The following is an 18,140-nucleotide window of genomic DNA, read 5'->3' on the forward strand; positions in this document are numbered from 1 at the left end:
GGGTGTCAGCGGAGCAGCTCGAAGAGGGTCAGCCACCGGTCGGGGTGGACGAAGGCCACCACCGTGTCGCGGTCCACCCGCGCCTCCGCGAACGCGGCGTCGACCCGGTGGGCCGCGTACCGCATCCGCAGCGAGGCGTGCAGCGAACCGCCAAGGCCGGTGAAGCCGTACTCGACGAACTCGCGCCAGGCCGCGTCCCGCCCCGCGGGCAGCAGCCGGACACCGCGCGGCTCGATCCGCAGGATCGCCGAGTCGACGGCGGGAACCGGCCGGAAGCTCATCCGGCCGACGCGGCCGGCCAGCTCCCAGGAGTGACCCGGCCAGCTCAGCACGGTCAGCCTGCTCCAGCGGCCGAAGTCGCCGGACCGCTTGCGCGCGTACTCCAGCTGGGTGAGCAGGGTCGCCGAGGTGAGCCCGGGGGCGCGCAGGCACCAGTCGACGATCCTGGAGGTGATCGAGTACGGGATGTTCCCGGCGACCGCGAACGGCTCGCGCGGAGCCCGCGCGGTCAGGAAGTCACCCCTGATCACCTCGATTCCGTCGTCGCCGCGGGTGCGGGCGGCGAGCCTGCCCGCATGCCGCGGGTCGATCTCGTACGCCACGACCCTCGCGCAGCTTTCGGCGAGGGCGAGGGTGAGAGCACCGGTGCCCGCGCCCGGCTCCAGAAGCAGCCCGTGTGATCCGGCCGCGGCGGCCATCCGCCGGACGGCGTGCGGATCGACGAGGAAGTTCTGCGAGAGGGTGCGTCTGGCCCGGTCGCGTTCGCCGCGACCGTTGCCGTTCCTTACCTTTCCCTGGGTGTGTGAATGGTTTCCGTGCGCGAAGGAGTGCGCCACAGCCGTCGCCCTTTCGGGTCCGAGGTGAAAAAGGTCTCGGAAAAGCCCTGGGCGCGCATCGGGGACGCGTGCGGAACGGAGTGCCGACGCGTCCCTAGCGGGCCAGAGCCCGGCTGCCGCGAGGACGGATCACGTAGCCGACCAGAAGGTTGGCGAAGTAGGTGCACATGGTGCTGGACGCTACGGCTCGTCTCGTCACCTCGCAACGGGTTTTCCGCTCCGCCCCAGGTCAGAGGGGCCGGGTACGGATACGTTCTGGCGGTCGCCCCGGCGGTGTGCTCGAATGACAGGCGTTTGCCCATGAGGCATCCGTGTTCGGCGCGTGCCGCCGACGGCCGCCCCGGGTCGTCGGCGGCCGCTCAAGGAGAGAAGTACTGATGATCACTTTGAACAACGGGGTCTCCATGCCCCGGCTCGGTTTCGGCGTGTACCAGGTGCCCCCGGAGCAGACCGCCGAGGTGGTGACCGAGGCGCTGGAGGCGGGATACCGGAGTATCGACACCGCGAAGCTGTACCGGAACGAGCGGGGAGTGGGCGAGGCGCTGGCCGCCTCAGGTCTGCCGCGTGACGAGGTCTTCGTCACCACCAAGCTGTGGAACGACGGCCAGGGCTACGACTCCACCCTCGCCGCCTTCGACGCGAGCATGGAGAGGCTGGGCCTGGACCGGCTCGACCTTTATCTCATCCACTGGCCCACCCCGGCCAGGGACCTGTACGTCGAGACCTGGAAGGCACTGGAGAAGCTGTACGCCGACGGCCGCGTCCGCGCCATCGGGGTGTCCAACTTCCAGCCCGCCCATCTGAGCCGCCTCATCGAGGAGTGCGGCGTCGTCCCGGCGGTCAACCAGGTCGAGTTGCACCCGGCCCTGCAGCAGGCCGAGTTGCGCGGGTTCCACGCCGAGCACGGCATCGTCACCGAGGCGTGGAGCCCGCTGGCGCAGGGGGCCGTGCTCGACGACCCGGTGATCGTCGCCCTCGCCGGGAAGTACGACAAGACCCCGGCCCAGGTCGTGCTCCGCTGGCACCTCGACCTGGGGAACGTCGTCATCCCCAAGTCGGTGACGCCTTCGCGGATCAGGGAGAACCTCGACGTCTTCGACTTCGCCCTCACGGCCGAGGACATCGCCGAGATCGCCAAGCTGGACGCCGGCACCCGCATCGGCCCCGACCCGGACGCTTTCAACCGCTGAGTGCGGTGTCCGTGCCGTGACGGTGAGGTTCACCGCCACGGCACGGGCCGGCGCCGGGGGCGCGATGCCGGCTCCCGGTGTACGCGGACGTCCGAGCACGCGGCGCCGGGTGTGAAAGACGTGACGTCAGCCCTGTGAGATCCGCCGGCGCAGCCATTCGTAGGAGGCCTTGGGGGTGCGCTTCCCGGTGGGGAAGTCGACGTGGACGAGTCCGAAGCGCTGGCTGTAGCCCTCGGCCCACTCGAAGTTGTCCAGCAGGGACCAGACGTAGTAGCCGCGCACGTCCACCCCCTCCGCCCGAGCCCGCTCGACGGCTTCGATGTGGCCGTCGAGGAAGTCGATCCTGGCCTGGTCGTCGACCGTCCCGTCGGGGGCCGGTTCGTCGGGCTGGGAGCAGCCGTTCTCGGTGATGTAGACCGGTGGGAGGGCGTCGCCGTACCGGGCGCGGAGGCCGACCAGCAGCTCGCGCAGGCCGTCGGGGACGACGGGCCAGCCGAAGGCGGTGGTGGGGTAGCCGGTGACACCCGCGTCCTCGAAGGGGAGGCCCTCACCGGTGGGCGCGGCGATCCGGGTGGGGTTGTAGTAGTTGATACCGATGCCGTCGAGGGGCGCGCCGATCAGATCCAGGTCGCCGTCTCGGACACAGTCCAGGCTCACCCCGTACGCCGACAGGTCGGGATAGGAGCCGAGCAGCACCGGGTCGTTGAACAGGCGGTTGTGCAGGATGTCGTAGGCGTCGGCGGCGGCCAGGTCGGCGGGGTCGGCGGAGGCGGGCCAGACCGGGGTGCAGTTGTTGGTGATCAGGACCTGCTCCGCGCCGCGCGCCCGCAGCTCCCGCACCGCCAGGCCGTGCCCGAGCAGCTGGTGGTGGGCGGCGGGTAGCGCGTCCAGGACCAGGGTCCTGCCGGGAGCGTGGGCGCCCAGCGCGTAGCCGAAGACCATGTGGACGAAGGGCTCGTTCAGAGTGATCCACATCGGGATCCGGTCGGCGAGCCGGTCGGCCACCGCCGCGGCGTACTCGGCGAAGCGGTAGGCGGTGTCGCGGTTCAGCCAGCCGCCCTCGTCCTCCAGGGGCTGCGGCAGATCCCAGTGGAACAGCGTGGCCGCCGGGACGATGTCCCGCTCGCGGAGCGCGTCGGTCAGCCGGTCGTAGAAGTCCAGGCCGGCCTGGTTGATCGCGCCCTTGCCGTCCGGCTGGACGCGCGGCCAGGCGATGGAGAAGCGGTAGGAGTTCACCCCGAGGCCGGACATCAGCTCGACGTCCTCTTCCCAGCGGTGGTAGTGGTCGCAGGCCACGTCGCCGGTGTCGCCGCCGCGGACGCGGCCGGGCTCGTGGGCGAAGGTGTCCCAGATCGAGGCGCCACGCCCGTCCTCGGCGACGGCGCCCTCGATCTGGTAGGACGCGGTCGCCGTACCCCACAGGAACATTCCGGCCTCCAAATGTATGAGTCTGGCTCATGTTAACCCTCGGGCCTGCCCGTGGGGGATGATGGAGAGATGACGAACGTCTCCGGGGGAACGCTTCGCCGCCGCCCTGCCCAGCGCCGCAGCCTGGAACGGGTCGAGCGCATGCTGGACGAGTGCGCGCGGCTGCTGGACGAGGTCGGCTACGAGGCGCTGACCACCAAGGAGGTCGCGCGCCGCGCGGAGGTGCCGATCGGTACCTTCTACCAGTTCTTCCCCGACAAGCAGGGGCTGGTACGGGCGCTGGCGCTGCGCAACCTGGAGGCGTTCCTCGGCCGGATCACGGCCAGGCTCGCGGAGGTGCGGCTCTCCGACTGGACGGAGATGGTCGACCTCGCGATCGACGAGTTCGTCGCGATGAAGCGGGCCACGCCGGGATTCGCCGTCGTCGACTTCGGGGAGGTGCTCGCCGCACCCGGCGGGCCCGTGGTCAAGGGGACCGAACGGATGCTCGACGCCGCGCTGGAGAACAACGTCATCGTGGCCGACCGGCTCCGTACGATCACCGTCGAGCTGCTCGGCGCCCCGATCGGCCCCGAACTGGACCGGGCGCTCTTCGTCGCGGTCGAGGCCGCCGACGCGGTGCTCAAGCTCGCCTTCCGCTCCCTGCCCGACGGGGACCCCGAGCTGATCGCCGAGTGCAAGCACCTGGTCCGCCGCTACCTGTCGGCGCACCTGTCGCAGGGATGACCCCGGGCGCCCGCCCGCGTTGGTGCAGGGGCCGGTCATGAGCGTGTTGTGCGCCCACAGGGTCAGATCGGGCTCCGAGCACAGGTGGTCGAGCATGTCGTCCTCGACCAGGACGTGACCTGAGTCGGGCGGCCGCGTCCCGCACCTGGGTGTAGAGCGAGGGCGCGGGCGTGCTCCAGACCCACTGTGGCCCGATCGGGTTTCGGCGACATCTGGTCGCGTCGCCTCTGGGACCGGATCGGCCGCTGTGCCGACGCGACGGCTCTGACCTGGATGGATGAGATCCGGTAGACCGGAAAGAATGCAAGATCTGTTTTGTCGCGGCTGTCCGCGGTTTCCTCGACCCCGGGTCGCGCGCGGCGCGCGGCAGGGGCGGTGCCGCGTCCAGGGCTGTCCCTGCGGCGTGCCGCTGGGCGGGCGGCGGGTTCCTCTATCCGAGGCGACTTGGGGTTTTCTCGACGAGATCTCGCTTAGTCGATCTCAAGTCGGCAGGAGTACAAAAATCGCGTTTTGCACCTGAATAACCCGGTTTGTCATGGAGGCCTCGTGCGGGCACGTGGACTGCTCAGAATATTGTGTGCGGTGCTCGTCACGGTGAGCATGACGGCCGGGCTACCTCAGACCGCGTCGGCGCGGTCCCAACGGGACGCCGAGACCACCGCCCTGCTGGCAGGGGTGAAGCGGTTCGCCGAGGTGAGCCGGGGCTTCGCCACCCTGGGCAGGCTCGGTGAGCGGCTGCCACTGGTCGGGCTGGTCCCCGGAGCCGAGGCGGGCCTGGGCCTGGAAACCCTGTTCGATCAGGCGATGTACGACCCGATCAAGGACATCACCAGCCTTTCCGAACTCGAACCGGAGTACACCACGCCGGGCCCGCGGGCAGGCAGGCTTCTCGCGAGCACCCGCGAGGAGGGCGGCCTCAAGCGCCTCGACCTGACCCTCGACGTCACCAGGTCGGTCGGCGACCAGCCGGTCAGCATCTCCAGCGCGACGCCCAGGGTGTCGTTCACCACGTCGAAGAGCGTGGACGTCGACCTGAAGCTGAACGCGAAGCTGTCCTTCGGATACGACCAGGTCACCCGGTCCGTCTACCTGATCAAGGACGCCTCCGGCCCCGCGCTGACGGTCCAGGCCGCCGGACGGCTGGACTCCGCGGCGAAGGCCACGGCGGCGTTCGGCATTCTCGGCGTGGACGTGCTGGGAGACTCGGCGCTCGACATCGGCTCCACCCTCACCTTCTCGGCCGCCGATCCGAACGGCGACGGCAGGCTGGACCTGACCGGGACAGGCGAGCTGGCCGCGGAGGGCGCGGCCGCCGGTCTGTTCCGCGTCTCCCCGGCGGGGTCGGCCGCCGCCACCTTCAACCTGCGGGCCCAGCCCTTCGCGGGGGCGCCGGTCGACGGCGCGACCGCGACCGTCAAGGTGAACTGGCCGGACATCGCGACCGGGACGCCACAGGTCACCGTCGCCCAGTCCGACCTGGACCGGCTCAACCGCTTCCAGCACCTGACGCCCAAGGACCTGCTGGACGGGCTGGCGCACCTGGCCAACGCGATCAACGCGGTCCAGCGCTCCCAGTGGCGCAAGGACGCCCAAAGCCCGCTGAAGGGCAACCTGGACCTACCGTTCATGCGCGGCAGCCTGGCGGACGCGGTGCGGGTCTCCGAGGCGATCGAGAAGTTCGTCAAGGACAGCGTCAACGGTGACACCGGCGAGCCGACGTTCACCTCGATCCAGAGCATGCTGGCCGCGCTGGGAGCGGCGAAGAACCTTCCCGGCGGCGCGGTCGTCAAGGTCACCGAGGCCGGATACGACGACTCCGACAAGAAGATCGCCTTCACGATCGTCGTCGACCGCAACGTCAACGCGACGCCGGAACCGCTCAACCCGGCGGGCCAGACGACCAGTGGCGGCGGCACCGGCGTCACCTATGCCGCCCGGACTCTCAAGCACACGGGCAGGAAGTGGGAGAAGGACGAGTTCAAGGGGCGCACGGTCACCGCGGGCACATCGAGCGGCATCGTGGCCGGCAACTCCGCGGACACGATCACCCTGGCCGGCGACTGGCGCACGAGCCTCCCCGCGCCCGGCGCGACCTACCGGATCGCCTCGTCCGATCCGCTGATCGGCCAGGTGACCTTCGGCGACACCTTCAAGGCCGACGCCGGGATCACCAGGGCGAACGCCGCGGCGTCGACGGCACAGGTCATGCGGGGCTACCACGCCTCGGCGACGGTCGTACTCGACCTGAGCGACCCGGTCACCGGCCAGGGCTGCGCGAGCAGGCCGGACGGCCAGGGCAAGGCGTGCCCCTACCGTCACACCAACCCGGACGGCACCTCGACCGTGGTGTCCGAGCTGCCCCGCGCCGCCGACCGCACCCTGCTCCGCACGGGACGCGACCTGTTCGGTGCCCAGCTGTCGGTGCTGACCGGAGTGAACGTCGACGCGGGCGTCGGTTACCTGGGTGTGCGGCTCACCGGCAATCTGTCGATGGGGGCCAGGAACACGGGCGACCTGCTCAGGGTGACGCTCAAGGACCAGGGTGACGTACGGCTGACGCAGCTGTTCGAGCGGCTCGCCGCCAAGCCGGACGAGCTACTCGACGTTCGGGTGAACGCCGAGGCCAGGGGCAGGCTCGCCGTGGGTGTTCCCGGAGCGTCCGACTTCTTCGGCGGCACCATCTCCGGAGACGTCGTGATGCCGGACATCGGCGATCCGGCCACCGTCGAGTTCCGCGGGTTCGACAGGCTCGGCGAGGTCGGGGAGTTCGGTTTCGACCCCGACAACCCCCGCGCGCTCTTCGGCACGCTGATCAAGTCACTGGGGGCGCTGGCGGCCTACCTCGACAACGTCAAGGGGACCGGCCCGGTGCAGGACGCCCTGGCCGCGAGGCTTCCCCTGGTCGGCCGCTCGGTGTCCGAGCTCGTCGCCGCCGAGGAGACAGGCGGCGGCTCCGGTGTCCTCTACGGCAACGGCGGCTGCCGCCCCGACCTGGGCCACCTCACCGACCCCTCGCACACGTTCACCGACGCCTACGTGGGCCGGGGGGTGCACATCGGCAGCCGGCTCCTGCGGGTGGCCGCCGTCTGCGGCGACGACACCCTCGCCTTCACCGAGAAGTTCACCGGCAACCTCCCCGAGACCGGCACGCGGTACCGCCTGCGACCTCCCCTCAGGGACGCGATCGACCGGCTGACCGCGGCTCCGCCCGACACCCTGCAGGGTCTGGTGGACGAGCTGAACAAGGCGCTCGGCGGGCAGGTCGGGATCAACTACCTGCCGGGCTCCCCCGGTGAGCTCAAGATCACACTGAACTACGACAAGAAGGCCACCTCCGAGGAGCCGCTGCGGTTCTCGTTCGGCGACAAGAGCCTGGTCGCCGCCTCCGGCTCCGGAACTCTCGACGTCGGCGTGGACGGCGGGGTCCAGCTCGGCCTCGTCGTGCCGCTCAAGGCCGCCTTCGACCCCGCCGAGGACCTGCGGATCGACCCCACCTCGAATGTGTGGCTCGGGGCCCAGGCGGAGCTGAACGGCACGGTCGAGGGCACCATCGGGCCGCTGCCCGTCGCGCTCGGCAAGAAGGACGACGACCCCCTGCAGGTCAAGCTCGCCTACAGCGTCAACCTGCGCTACCCGGGAGAGACGGAGGAGCCCGTCAAGCTGGCCGACTTCTTCACCGGCATCGACCTGTCGCTCAACGAGACCAGCGACTCGGTCCAGTGCGCCCAGGACCCGCAGCGCGAGCAGACGGACCTGGCGCTGTGCGCGGTGCTCCCCACCTACCTCAACGGCGGTCCGGTGACCACCGACGGCGAGCACGCCTTCGTCGTGCGGCTCCCGCGCGTGGCCCCGCTGTCCGACATGTTCGACCTCACCACCGAACTGCCGGACGGGATCAAACGGCTGGAGGTGCCGGACTTCGATTTCGGCACCCTGCCCGCCGGTATGGAGCTGGACTGGTACAACCTGGGCGACGGCATCGAGCGTTACCTCACGCTGATGGAGTCCGGCCTGCGGTTCGCCGCGCAGGACGGCAAGCTGCCCGCCGTCGGCGACGACCTCCAGCAGGGTGCCGACTTCATCGGAGCCAAGCGCCAGGAGATCAAGGAGGCGCTCTCCAAGCTGCCGAACCAGGGCAGGGTCCCCACCGGCAAGGACCTGCGGACCTGGTACACCACCTACCTCGCGCCCAAGATCGGCCCAGGAGTGCAGCCGGTGATCAGCTGTGTCACCGCGCAGGGGCCCGCCGAGGGAGAGACGTGCGACGCCGTACCGGGCCCGCAACTGACCGGCATCAAGTTCACCATCGACATCGGCGTCGGAGAGCTCGACCCGGTCAAGGGGTGCTCCGGCGACTGCGAGAGCGTCGAGCGGCGGCTGGACATCGGCGTCCCCGGCCTCGCACTGCGCCAGGGAGAGGGGGACGGCGTGCAGGCGAACCTCGCCTGGAGGCTGCACGCCACCGTCGGCCTGGACCGCCAGAGCGGGTTCTTCGTCAACTCCGAGCAGGACGACCGGCCCAACCTCGGAATAGGGGTGAACGTCAAGCTGCCCAAGGAGATCAACGCCAAGCTCTCGATTCTGGACGTGAAGCTGGAGAACCGGCCCACGGCGGCACCCGAACTCTTCGCGGGCGCGTTCATCGTCGGCCTCAAGCCCGTCGGCCGGATCGGCATGGCCCAGCTGGCCGACCCGGGAGATCTCGTGGAGACCACGATGTCGGCTCGGGCGAACATCGACTGGAAGTTCACCGTCCAGGCGGGTTCACCGATGCTGCCCGGCCTGTACGGCGGATTCCGTCTCGACTGGGACCTCACCAAGGGGGGCACACCGGACCCCGACGACCTGCACATCTCCTTCAACGACGTGACCCTGGAGGCGGGCGACTTCTTCCGCACCGTACTCGGCCCGGTGGTCACCCAGGTCAAACGGCTCACCGAACCGGTCAGGCCGGTCATCGACCAGCTCTACGCGCCGATCCCCGTACTGTCGGACCTGAGCAGGGCGGCCGGGGGCACGGACGTGAACCTGATCACGATCGCCGAGAAGTTCAACACCCTCGGCGGGGGAATGGACACGGAGTTCCTGACCAAGGTGGTCGAGGTCACCAGGGTCCTGTCCAGCCTGCCCGACTGCCAGGGCTCGATCGCCATCCCGATCGGGAGCTTCCAGGTGCTCGGCGGCCAGGCGCTGAACACGCCGAACTCGCCGGACGTGGCGGACTCGCTCATCACCGGGGAGCGCTTCGCCACCGAGGATCTCTTCAAGGCGCTGGACGACAAGGCCAGGACCTGCGCGAAGGCCGGTGCCAAGAGCGGCGCCAAGAGCGGCGCGAAGGCGAAGGCCGCCCCGTCCGGCCCCATCGACCACGCGGAGAGCGCCGGGTTCGCCTTCCCCGTGCTCGAGAACAAGGGGAAGGCGATCTTCAGCCTGCTCATGGGCAAGGACGTGGAGCTCGTCGAGTACGACTCGGGCCCGCTGCGGCTCGGGTTCAACTACAGCCAGTCGTTCGGCCCGGTCTACGCCCCGCCGCCGATCATGGTGGTCATCTCCGGCAGCGCCGGCATCGAGGGGCGCATCAAGGCGGGCTTCGACACCTACGGCATCCGCAAGGCGATCGAGGAACGCAAGGTCGACATCCGCGTTCTCGACAGCCTCTACCTGGTGACGACCGACGAGCGCGGGCTCCCGCTCCCGGTGATCACCCTGCGCGGTGAGCTGGAGGCCGGGGCGGCGGTGGAACTGTTCCTCATCAAGGCCGGGATAAACGGGGGCATCTCCCTGACGATCGCGATGAGCTGGGCGGACCCGACCAACGACGGCAAGTTCCGGTTCGGCGAGTTCGTGACCGTGCTGCTGCGCAACCCGCAGTGCCTGTTCAACATGGACGGCAAGCTCAAGGTCTACCTGAAGGCATGGGTGGAGATCGGAGTCTCGATCTTCAAGAAGCGGTTCGACTGGACGATCGTCGAGGCCACCCTGCTCGACTTCGCCGTACGGCCCGACTGCGGGGTCGAACCACCGAAGCTGGCGACGGCGAGTGGAAACGCCCTCGTCCTGCACATCGGCCCCATGCGCGGGGCTCGCGGTGGCGACTGGGCGGATCCGGGCGACGACGCCGAACAGTGGACGGTGATCCAACTCCCCGCCGACGACACGCAGGAGGCGGGATTCGCGGTCAGCGCGCTCGGCTTCCGTGAGGAGTACCGAGGCGATGGGTTCGACCGGGTGCTGGCCGACGGTCGTGGGGCGACCGGCGACCTGCGGTTGCTCTTCCAGGGCTACGCGGGCTCGGACGGCAAGCCGTACCCCTTCGACAAGAAGGTGGTGGCCTTCGGCGGCGCGGCGAACGACGTGGTCATGACGGGTGTGGGCGCGTCCGTGGTGGACGGCGGCGCGGGCGACGACCAGATCACCACGGGTGACCAGTACGGCGGTGCCAGGGCCTTCGTGGCCGGCGGGCCGGGCAACGACCACCTGACCGTGGGCGGCGCGGGCGACTGGGTCGCGGGCGACGGCGGGCTCGTTCCCGGCAAACGCAGGGTCGGTGGCGTCGAGGTCGCGGACTGGGACGGGGACGACACTCCGGAAGAACCGCAGGATCGCGCCGACGACGGCGACGACAGGATCACCGCGGGTCTGGGCGGCAACCACCTGTGGGGCAACGGCGGAGCCGACACGATCAGCGTGGGCTCCGACAGCCCGCTGGCCGCCGGCGACCCGTCCCCGCGCTACCGCGCCCAGCCGAACACCCTGGTCGGCGGGCCGGGCGGGGACACGCTGACCGGCGGCTCGAACGACGACGAGATCTACACGGGTCCGCGGCAGGCCACCGGGCCGGAGGACGAGGGCCCGGAGGACTCGGGGGTCAACTACGTCGACACCGGCGCGGGCGACGACAAGGTCTACGGCGGCAGGGGCGTCGACCTGGTCGCCGGGCGCTCGCAGCCCGGCCAGGTCAGCCGGATCTTCGGCGGCGGTGGCGAGGACGTGCTCGCGGGAGGCTACGGGAAGGACGAGATCTTCGGCGGCCCCGGCGACGACTGGGTGATCGCCGAGCCGTCCGAGGTCGGCGAGGTCACCGGGACGGAGCCGTACGGGCCGGTGCGCGCGGTGAACCACCTGCCACTGCCGGCAGGGGTGACCGCCTCGGCCAAGCTGCTGGTGGGCGGGTACGGCGACGACCACCTGGTCGGCGGGGACGGCGGGGCCACCGTCTTCGGCGACCGTCGTCGCGCCGAGCCGTGCGAGGAGGCCGAGGACGCGAAGGACGGCCGGGACCTCATCCTGGGCGGCGCGGGCCGCGAGGTCGTGTCGGCGGGCGGTGGCGACGACCGCGTCGTGGCGGGCGGCGGCGACGACCGGATCTGCGGCGAACGCGGTGACGACGAACTGTACGGCGGCGCCGGCGACGACGTCGTCGAAGGCGGGTCGGGCAAGGACACCGGATACGGCGACGACGGGGTCGACCAGGTGTCGGGCGGCGGCGGTGACGACACCCTGTACGGCGGCGCCCAGGCCGACACGGTCGAGGGCAACGACGGCGAGGACATGCTCTTCGGCGGCGCCGGGGACGACCTGGTCGTCGGCGGAGACCGTCTCGCCGGAAAGGACGACGGGGCCGACACGCTGTACGGCGACACCGGCGCCGACCGGCTGGTCGGCGACAACGGCACGGCGACGGGGTCGCACGACCTCGACGGGACGCCGGCGACGGCGGGCGCCGGGGACGTGATCCATGGCGGGGACGGCGACGACACCTCCTTCGGCGGGATCGGCGACGACGAGATCCACGGCAACGACGGCGCGGACCACCTGGAGGGCGGCAACGGCGCGGACACCGTGTACGGAGAGGCGGGCGAGGACGAGATCGTCGGCGGAGGAACCGGGGCGCACCCTGACAAGGGGGACACGCTGTCCGGCGGTGACGGGCCCGACGTGATCGCGGGCGACAACGCCGTCCTCGCCACGACGGGGGAGGCCACCCCCGTGGCCCGCAGGCCAGGGCAGCAGCGCGCCCACCGGGTGCAATTGCTGGGCGGCGGCTCCGGCGCGGACGTGGTGGACGGCGGCGCGGGCGACGACGCCCTCTTCGGGCAGGAGGGCACCGACCGGCTGCGCGGCGGGGAAGGAGACGACTACGCCGAAGGCGGCCAGGACACCGACTGGGTGGAAGGCGACCAGGGCGACGACGATCTGGTCGGCGGCTCGTTCACCGGTGCGGCCGACCAGGCCGACGCGTTGTACGGCGGGCCGGGCGACGACGTCGTGCTGGGCGACAACGCCGAGATCCTCCGGGTGGCCGGGGCGGAGAAACCGACCCGCGCCACCGTGCGGCTCGGGTCGCGGGGAACTCCGATGACCGCCAGGACGGTGCGGTCGCTGGGCGGCGCGGCGGGTGCGGACCGGATCTCCGGCGGCACGGGAGTGGACGTGCTCTGGGGCCAGGACGGCGACGACTTCCTCTCCGGCGGCGGCGACGGCGACTACGTGGAGGGAGGCGGCGGAGCCGACGTGCTCCGCGGTGACCTCCCGCTGTCGGCGAACTCCGCGCAGACCACCGTCACCCCGTTGCCCGACCCGGGCTGGCCGGGAACGGCGGGCGGGGCCCAGGACCTCGAAGGCACCGATCCGCAGGCGGGACAGGACGACCTGATCGGCGGATCCTCGGTCCCCGGGGCGCCGGACGGTGACGACGCGATCGAGGGCGGCGGCGCGGACGACGTGCTGCTCGGTGACAACGGCTCACTCGTCCGCACCCTGACCGGGACGGCGGAGCGGGTCTACACCGAGCGGTACCCCGCGGGCCAGGTGCCGGCGAACGCCACACGCGGCCGCACCCACGACCCGGACCTGCCCGGCTCCGCCACCCGGTTCTGCACCGAGGCGCAGCGGACGTGTGAACCCGCGGGCGCGTTCGGCGCGGACCGGATGTACGGCGACGACGGCGACGACGGACTGTGGGGTCAGGACGGCGACGACCGGATCTTCGGCGGCGCGGGGAACGACGACCTGTTCGGCGAACTCGGCGACGACGAGATGGACGGCGGCGCGGGCGAGGACGCCATGCTCGGCGACCGGGGCGGTGTCGTGAACGAACGCGTCGACGCGGGGGACGCGCGACGGCTGAGCTTCACGGTCAGCCTCAAGTCGCCGCCCAAGGAGAGCTACACCGGTTTCCGCGAGGGCACCTACGACCGGCGGGCCGATCTGCTGCACGACGCCGACGGCGATGTCTGGGTCGGCGCGCCCACCGATCCGGCCATGCCGCACGACGGCCTCACCTCGGGTGGCGACGACACCATGCGAGGCGGTCCCGGCCGTGACAGCCTGCACGCCGGGTACGGCGACGACCTGGCCAACGGAGACAGCGGCGGCGACGAGGTCTTCGGCGGCGGCGGCGCGGACGTGCTGTGGGGCGGCAAGGGCTGCGACCCCGTCCTGGACGCGGCGACCCCGGACTGCCTGAGCTCCGACGGGACGTTCGATCCGGGCGCCAGGGGCACCGGCGATCGGATGGTCGACCACGTGTTCGGTGGCGCAGGGGGAACGGAGCCGGCCGTGCTCGGCTCGGACCTGCTCGACTACAACCCCCGGGGCTCCTACCCGGGCAACTGCGCCCCCGGGCGCTGGCCGGCCGACACGCCGACCACCAGCGTGGACCCGTGCCTGTGGTTCAAGCTGACCGACAAGGCCGACGCCCAGGGTGGCGACGACCAGCATCACCAGGGCGTCGACTGGCTGTACGGAGGAGCGGGCCGGGACGTGCTGCAGGGCGACATCACCGCCAACGGGCCGAACCCGGGGGACAGGATGATCGACTGGAACGGCTCGTACAACCTGTTCAGTCACTGCGGCGCGGCCAACGGCGGCCACAACATCGTCCGCCAGCACTCCCCGGCCATGCAGGACTTCCTCGCCAAGGTGGCGTGGGGTTCGGGCGCCGGCCGTACGGCGGCGGACGCGACCACACCCGGTACGTCCGCGTACGTGGAGCTGGCGATACCGGCCAATGACAGCGGCTCGGCCTACCCATCCACACCTGGACATTTCGATTCGCCGTGGGCATGCGCGAGCTGAGAAAGGATTCGTCAATGCTGCATCGACTACTGGCGGTGGTGCTCGTGGCCACCGGCCTCTCCGCCGGAGGGGCGATCGCCCACGCGGAGACCGGACCCGCCGCCGCGAAGCGGTGCGTGCCCGGCGACTGCTTCGCCGTCACCGCCACCCTCGACCGGGCACCGGCCGTGGGGCAGACCGCCACGCTGAGCGTCACGGTCACCTCGAAGGAGAAGGCGGCGAACGTGCGGGTCCTGATGGACCTGCCCGAGAACCTGCGCTGGGTGAGCCCGCCCTCGGGAACGAGCCGGGGCCCCGCGACGATCGGGCGCAGCCACCTGGACCGTGCGAGCCGTACCGGCCCGATGCGGAAGAACGAGCAGGCGCGTTACGTCGGCACGGTGACGGCCACCGCGCCCGGCCCGGCCGCCGTCAACGTCCACGTCACGGACGGGCGGCCCGGCCCGGGCAACGAGGCGCTGGCCTACGTCACCGTCGGGCAGGAGAAGTCCTTCTTCGGCATGGCGCGACCCGCGACCGTGACCCTCGCCCCTCCGCCCGCCGAGACGTTCGCGGCGGTGGACACGACGGTGGACGCGACAGTGGACGTGACAAAGGCGGACACCTGCGTGCAGGGCACGGTCGCGCACCTGACGGTCGAAGGGACCGTCCAGGGCGTTCCCCGGCTCAGGCTGCACGTCATGGACCGGGACGCGGAAGGGGGTGACGACGTGCTCGCCAGAGGCGAGACCGATGACCAGGGCGACTACGAGCTGTGCTTCGACGGAGACGACAGCGACGAGAGCGGTGGTCAGGACGTCTACGTGACGGGTCTGTCCTTCAACGACCACTGGTCGGTCCAGGATCCGAGGAACAGGGCCCTCTACACGTTCCAGACGCCCGTCGTCCCGGATGTCGAGCAGGGCGAAAGAGAGATCGTCGACTACCTCCCCGCGCCCGGCAGCACGGACGAGGGCACGTTCCGGATCTTCACGGCCGCGCACGCCGCGTGGAAGGCGTACACCGGCTGGATCGGGAACCCGGGCGGCTGCTGGGTCGCCGGCGCCTCACCCTGCCGCTCGATACCGATCAAATGGGCCCCCGACTTCACGGTCCCGTACGCCGTCTTCAACAACTGCGTTTCGAGCTGCTCCGAGCCCGACCACATCATCATGAACGCGACGGATCACCTCGCGAAGATGACCGTGGCCCACGAGATCGGCCACTTCATCATGGACTACGCCTACGCCGACGCGTACCCGTCGGCCCCCTCGTGCGGCGGCCTGCGCTGGATGAACCAGGTGACCTCGGAGGGATGCGCCTGGACGGAGGGGTGGGCCACCTGGCTGGCGGTCCAGGCCTACGGGGAGACTCACCGGCGCTGGGGGCCGCTGGACGCGTCGGTCGACCTGGAGAACGCCACCTGGGACACCCCCGAATGGGGAGGAGCGACGGGACCCGACATCGAGGGCCGGGTGGCCGGCGCGCTGATGGACATCGCCGACGGTGACCCAAGGAACGAGATCTACTGGGACCTCTCCTCAGAAGGCCCGGAGAAGGTCGCCTCCGTCGTCGCGGCGAGCAGGCCGAACACCGTCAGCGAGTTCAAGAACGCCCTGCTGGCGGGGATATCGACCCCGGCGGGAAAGCAGGAGGCGCTGGCCGCCTTCTACCAGAACACCATCGATCCGGAGTTCTTCGAACCGCTGCTGGACAGGGTCGAGCTCAACCGCCCGCCCGTGCCGTCCGGCGACTACTCCCTCACCACCGCACGGCCCACCTGGTCGGTGGTGGCCGCGCTCCTGGTCGAGTCTCCCACGCGAGACGTCCACGTGAGCCTCTTCAAGGATCGGTCGCACACGAACGGGATCTCGAGCAAGCAGACCGGCAACGACAAGCCGGACTTCGTCGCCGTCGACGCCACGTCCGGTCCGAAGACCTACTTCCCCCGGGTCCACAACGCGAGCGCGCTCGACAGCGATTCCTACCTCGTCGAGTTCGCCGAGTCGGAGGGCTCGCTCGCGCCGGCGACCTCCACCGAGCTGTCCATGGAATCGGCCGACATCGTCGAGATCCGCACCGCGGACCTCACGACGGGCGAGCCGGTGAGTTTCACCGTCACCCCCCTCGACGGCCAGGATCTCGACATCTTCACAATGGCGCCCAGCGCGTCCAAGTGGGCGAGACCGAGAGCGGACGCGAAGGGCGCCTTCGCCCGGGGACCGGGCATGGCCGAGCGCATCACCATCACACCGACCGTGACCGGCTCCCATGCCGTGATAGTGATCCAGAAGAACGGGAGCGGGCGCTTCACCCTGGCCCGTTCCTGAGGGCCGACCCGGTCGCCGACACCACCGGCGGGGTGCCACCTGCGCCGACGATCAGGTGGTGCCTGGATCCGGGCCGTCACCGGTCAACCGGTGACGGCCCGGCCTGGTCCCCCTTTGAGGGGCCCCGGGCCCCGTGACCGGGGGCGGGATCCCGGCGGCCTTTCAGCGGGCGGCGTCCAGGCGGGCGCGGTGTTCGTCGTCGAGCTTGACGTCCAGGGCACCCAGGACCTCCTCCAGCTGGGCCACCGAGCTCACCCCGACGAGCGGGACCGTCGTGACGTCACCGCCGGTCAGCCAGGCCAGCACCACCTGGTTGACCGTCGCGCCCAGCTCGTCCGCGATCTCCCGTAGCGCGGCGAGCCCGCGGGTGGTGCCCGGGTGCTCGTAGGCGTCCTGCATCGGCCGGTCCGCGCGGGTGTAGGAGCCGGCCATGAGCGCGTTGTACGCCCACAGGGTCAGACCGGGCTCGGCGCGCAGGTAGTCGAGCATGTCGTCCTCGACCAGGGTGTGACCCGCCTCGGGCAGCCGCGTCCCGTACCGGGGGTGCAGGTAGGTGTGGCGGAGCTGCACATGGGTGTAGAGCGGCCGGCCGGTGGCCCGGGAGGTGGCGCGGGCGCGCTCCAGGCTCCAGGCCCGCACGTTGCTCGCGCCGATCTCACCGACCTTGCCCGCTCCGACCAGCTCGGCGAAGGCGCCCAGGGTCTCCTCCAGAGGGACGGTGCGGTCCTCGACGTGGGCCCAGTACACGTCGACGTGGTCGGTGCCCAGCCGCCGCAGGCTGCCCTCGGCGGCGGCGGCGATCGTCGCGGCCGACAGGCCCTCGGCGGAGTCCAGGGTCCGGGCGCCGGGGACGGTCGGCCGGGCGCCGCACTTGGTGCTCAGCATCACCCGGTCACGGTTGCCCCGGGCGGCCAGCCAGCGGCCGAGGGCCAGCTCGCTCTCGTCGCCGGTGGCCCCCTCCTTCCAGAAGGCGTAGTTGTTCGAGGTGTCCAGCAGGGTGCCGCCGGCCTCGACGAACCGGTCGAGGATCGCGAAGGCGGTCCTGTCGTCGAGGAGGGTGCCGAAGTACATGGTGCCCAGGGCGAGGGGAAGGTGTGTCATGGAGATGACCTTGAATGCTGGAGTGGACTCCAGGTCAAGATGATTTCGCCGGGAAGTTTTTGGGCTTGACCTGGAGTGGGCTCCAGGTGGCATGCTGCCCGGTGTGAGTGTGTACACACCGGGACAGGTGGTGGAGGAGACCGGCTTCAGCCTCGACACGCTCCGCTACTACGAGCGGATCGGGTTGCTTGAGTCGATCGACCGCAACGCGGCCGGACAGCGCAGGTTCACCCAGAAGGACGTCGGCTGGCTCGGCATGATCCGCTGCCTGCGCGACACCGGGATGCCGATCGCGGAGATGCTCCGCTTCGCGGAGATGACCAGGGCGGGCGACCACACGGTCCGCGAGCGGATCGCGCTGCTCGAAGCCCACGACCAGCGGGTGCAGGAACAGGTCGACAACCTGCGCGAGCGGCAGGTGGCGATCCGGAACAAGATCGCTTACTACCACTCGGTGGTCGACTAGCGCG

8 protein-coding genes are annotated in these 18,140 nt (G+C 70.7%); 5 read left to right on the top strand and 3 right to left on the bottom strand.

Annotated features, from left to right (window positions below):
- Positions 1-5 precede the first annotated feature (5 nt).
- Complete coding sequence (erm, locus tag AB0K21_RS07225) at positions 6-836, bottom strand: ErmE/ErmH/ErmO/ErmR family 23S rRNA (adenine(2058)-N(6))-methyltransferase (protein ID WP_343963003.1); 831 nt, start codon at positions 834-836, stop codon at positions 6-8.
- A gap of 377 nt (positions 837-1,213) precedes the next feature.
- On the opposite strand from erm, the gene AB0K21_RS07230 reads away from it, so the two are divergent.
- A complete protein-coding gene (locus AB0K21_RS07230; RefSeq protein WP_343963002.1) occupies positions 1,214-2,026 on the top strand; it encodes an aldo/keto reductase in 813 nt (270 codons plus the stop codon).
- 126 nt (positions 2,027-2,152) lie between these two features.
- Here the strand turns inward: AB0K21_RS07230 and AB0K21_RS07235 are convergent, their stop codons facing one another.
- Entirely contained in the window at positions 2,153-3,454 is a 1,302-nt protein-coding gene (locus tag AB0K21_RS07235; RefSeq protein ID WP_364148965.1) for a GH1 family beta-glucosidase, read from the bottom strand.
- Between the two features lie 69 nt (positions 3,455-3,523).
- On the opposite strand from AB0K21_RS07235, the gene AB0K21_RS07240 reads away from it, so the two are divergent.
- From AB0K21_RS07240 to AB0K21_RS07250, 3 genes are all read left to right on the top strand, one after another.
- The gene (locus tag AB0K21_RS07240) at positions 3,524-4,180 is read left to right on the top strand and encodes a TetR/AcrR family transcriptional regulator (protein ID WP_343963000.1); all 657 of its coding nucleotides are present in this window, start codon (positions 3,524-3,526) and stop codon (positions 4,178-4,180) included.
- Positions 4,181-4,762: 582 nt separating this feature from the next.
- Positions 4,763-14,260 carry a calcium-binding protein gene (locus AB0K21_RS07245; RefSeq protein WP_364148568.1) on the top strand — a complete coding sequence of 3,166 codons (9,498 nt, stop codon included), beginning with the start codon at positions 4,763-4,765 and terminating at the stop codon, positions 14,258-14,260.
- Positions 14,261-14,274: 14 nt separating this feature from the next.
- A complete protein-coding gene (locus AB0K21_RS07250; RefSeq protein ID WP_364148571.1) occupies positions 14,275-16,569 on the top strand; it encodes a hypothetical protein in 2,295 nt (764 codons plus the stop codon).
- A 162-nt stretch (positions 16,570-16,731) separates the two neighbouring features.
- On the opposite strand, the gene AB0K21_RS07255 is transcribed toward AB0K21_RS07250, so the two are convergent.
- Positions 16,732-17,670, bottom strand: coding sequence for an aldo/keto reductase (locus AB0K21_RS07255; RefSeq protein WP_343962996.1), 939 nt, complete (start codon positions 17,668-17,670; stop codon positions 16,732-16,734).
- Between the two features lie 103 nt (positions 17,671-17,773).
- On the opposite strand from AB0K21_RS07255, the gene AB0K21_RS07260 reads away from it, so the two are divergent.
- Positions 17,774-18,136, top strand: coding sequence for a MerR family transcriptional regulator (locus AB0K21_RS07260; RefSeq protein WP_364148575.1), 363 nt, complete (start codon positions 17,774-17,776; stop codon positions 18,134-18,136).
- The last annotated feature ends 4 nt before the right edge of the window (positions 18,137-18,140 follow it).

This window comes from Streptosporangium sp. NPDC049248 (assembly GCF_040678965.1).
In the GTDB taxonomy this organism is placed as follows: domain Bacteria; phylum Actinomycetota; class Actinomycetes; order Streptosporangiales; family Streptosporangiaceae; genus Streptosporangium; species Streptosporangium fukuiense.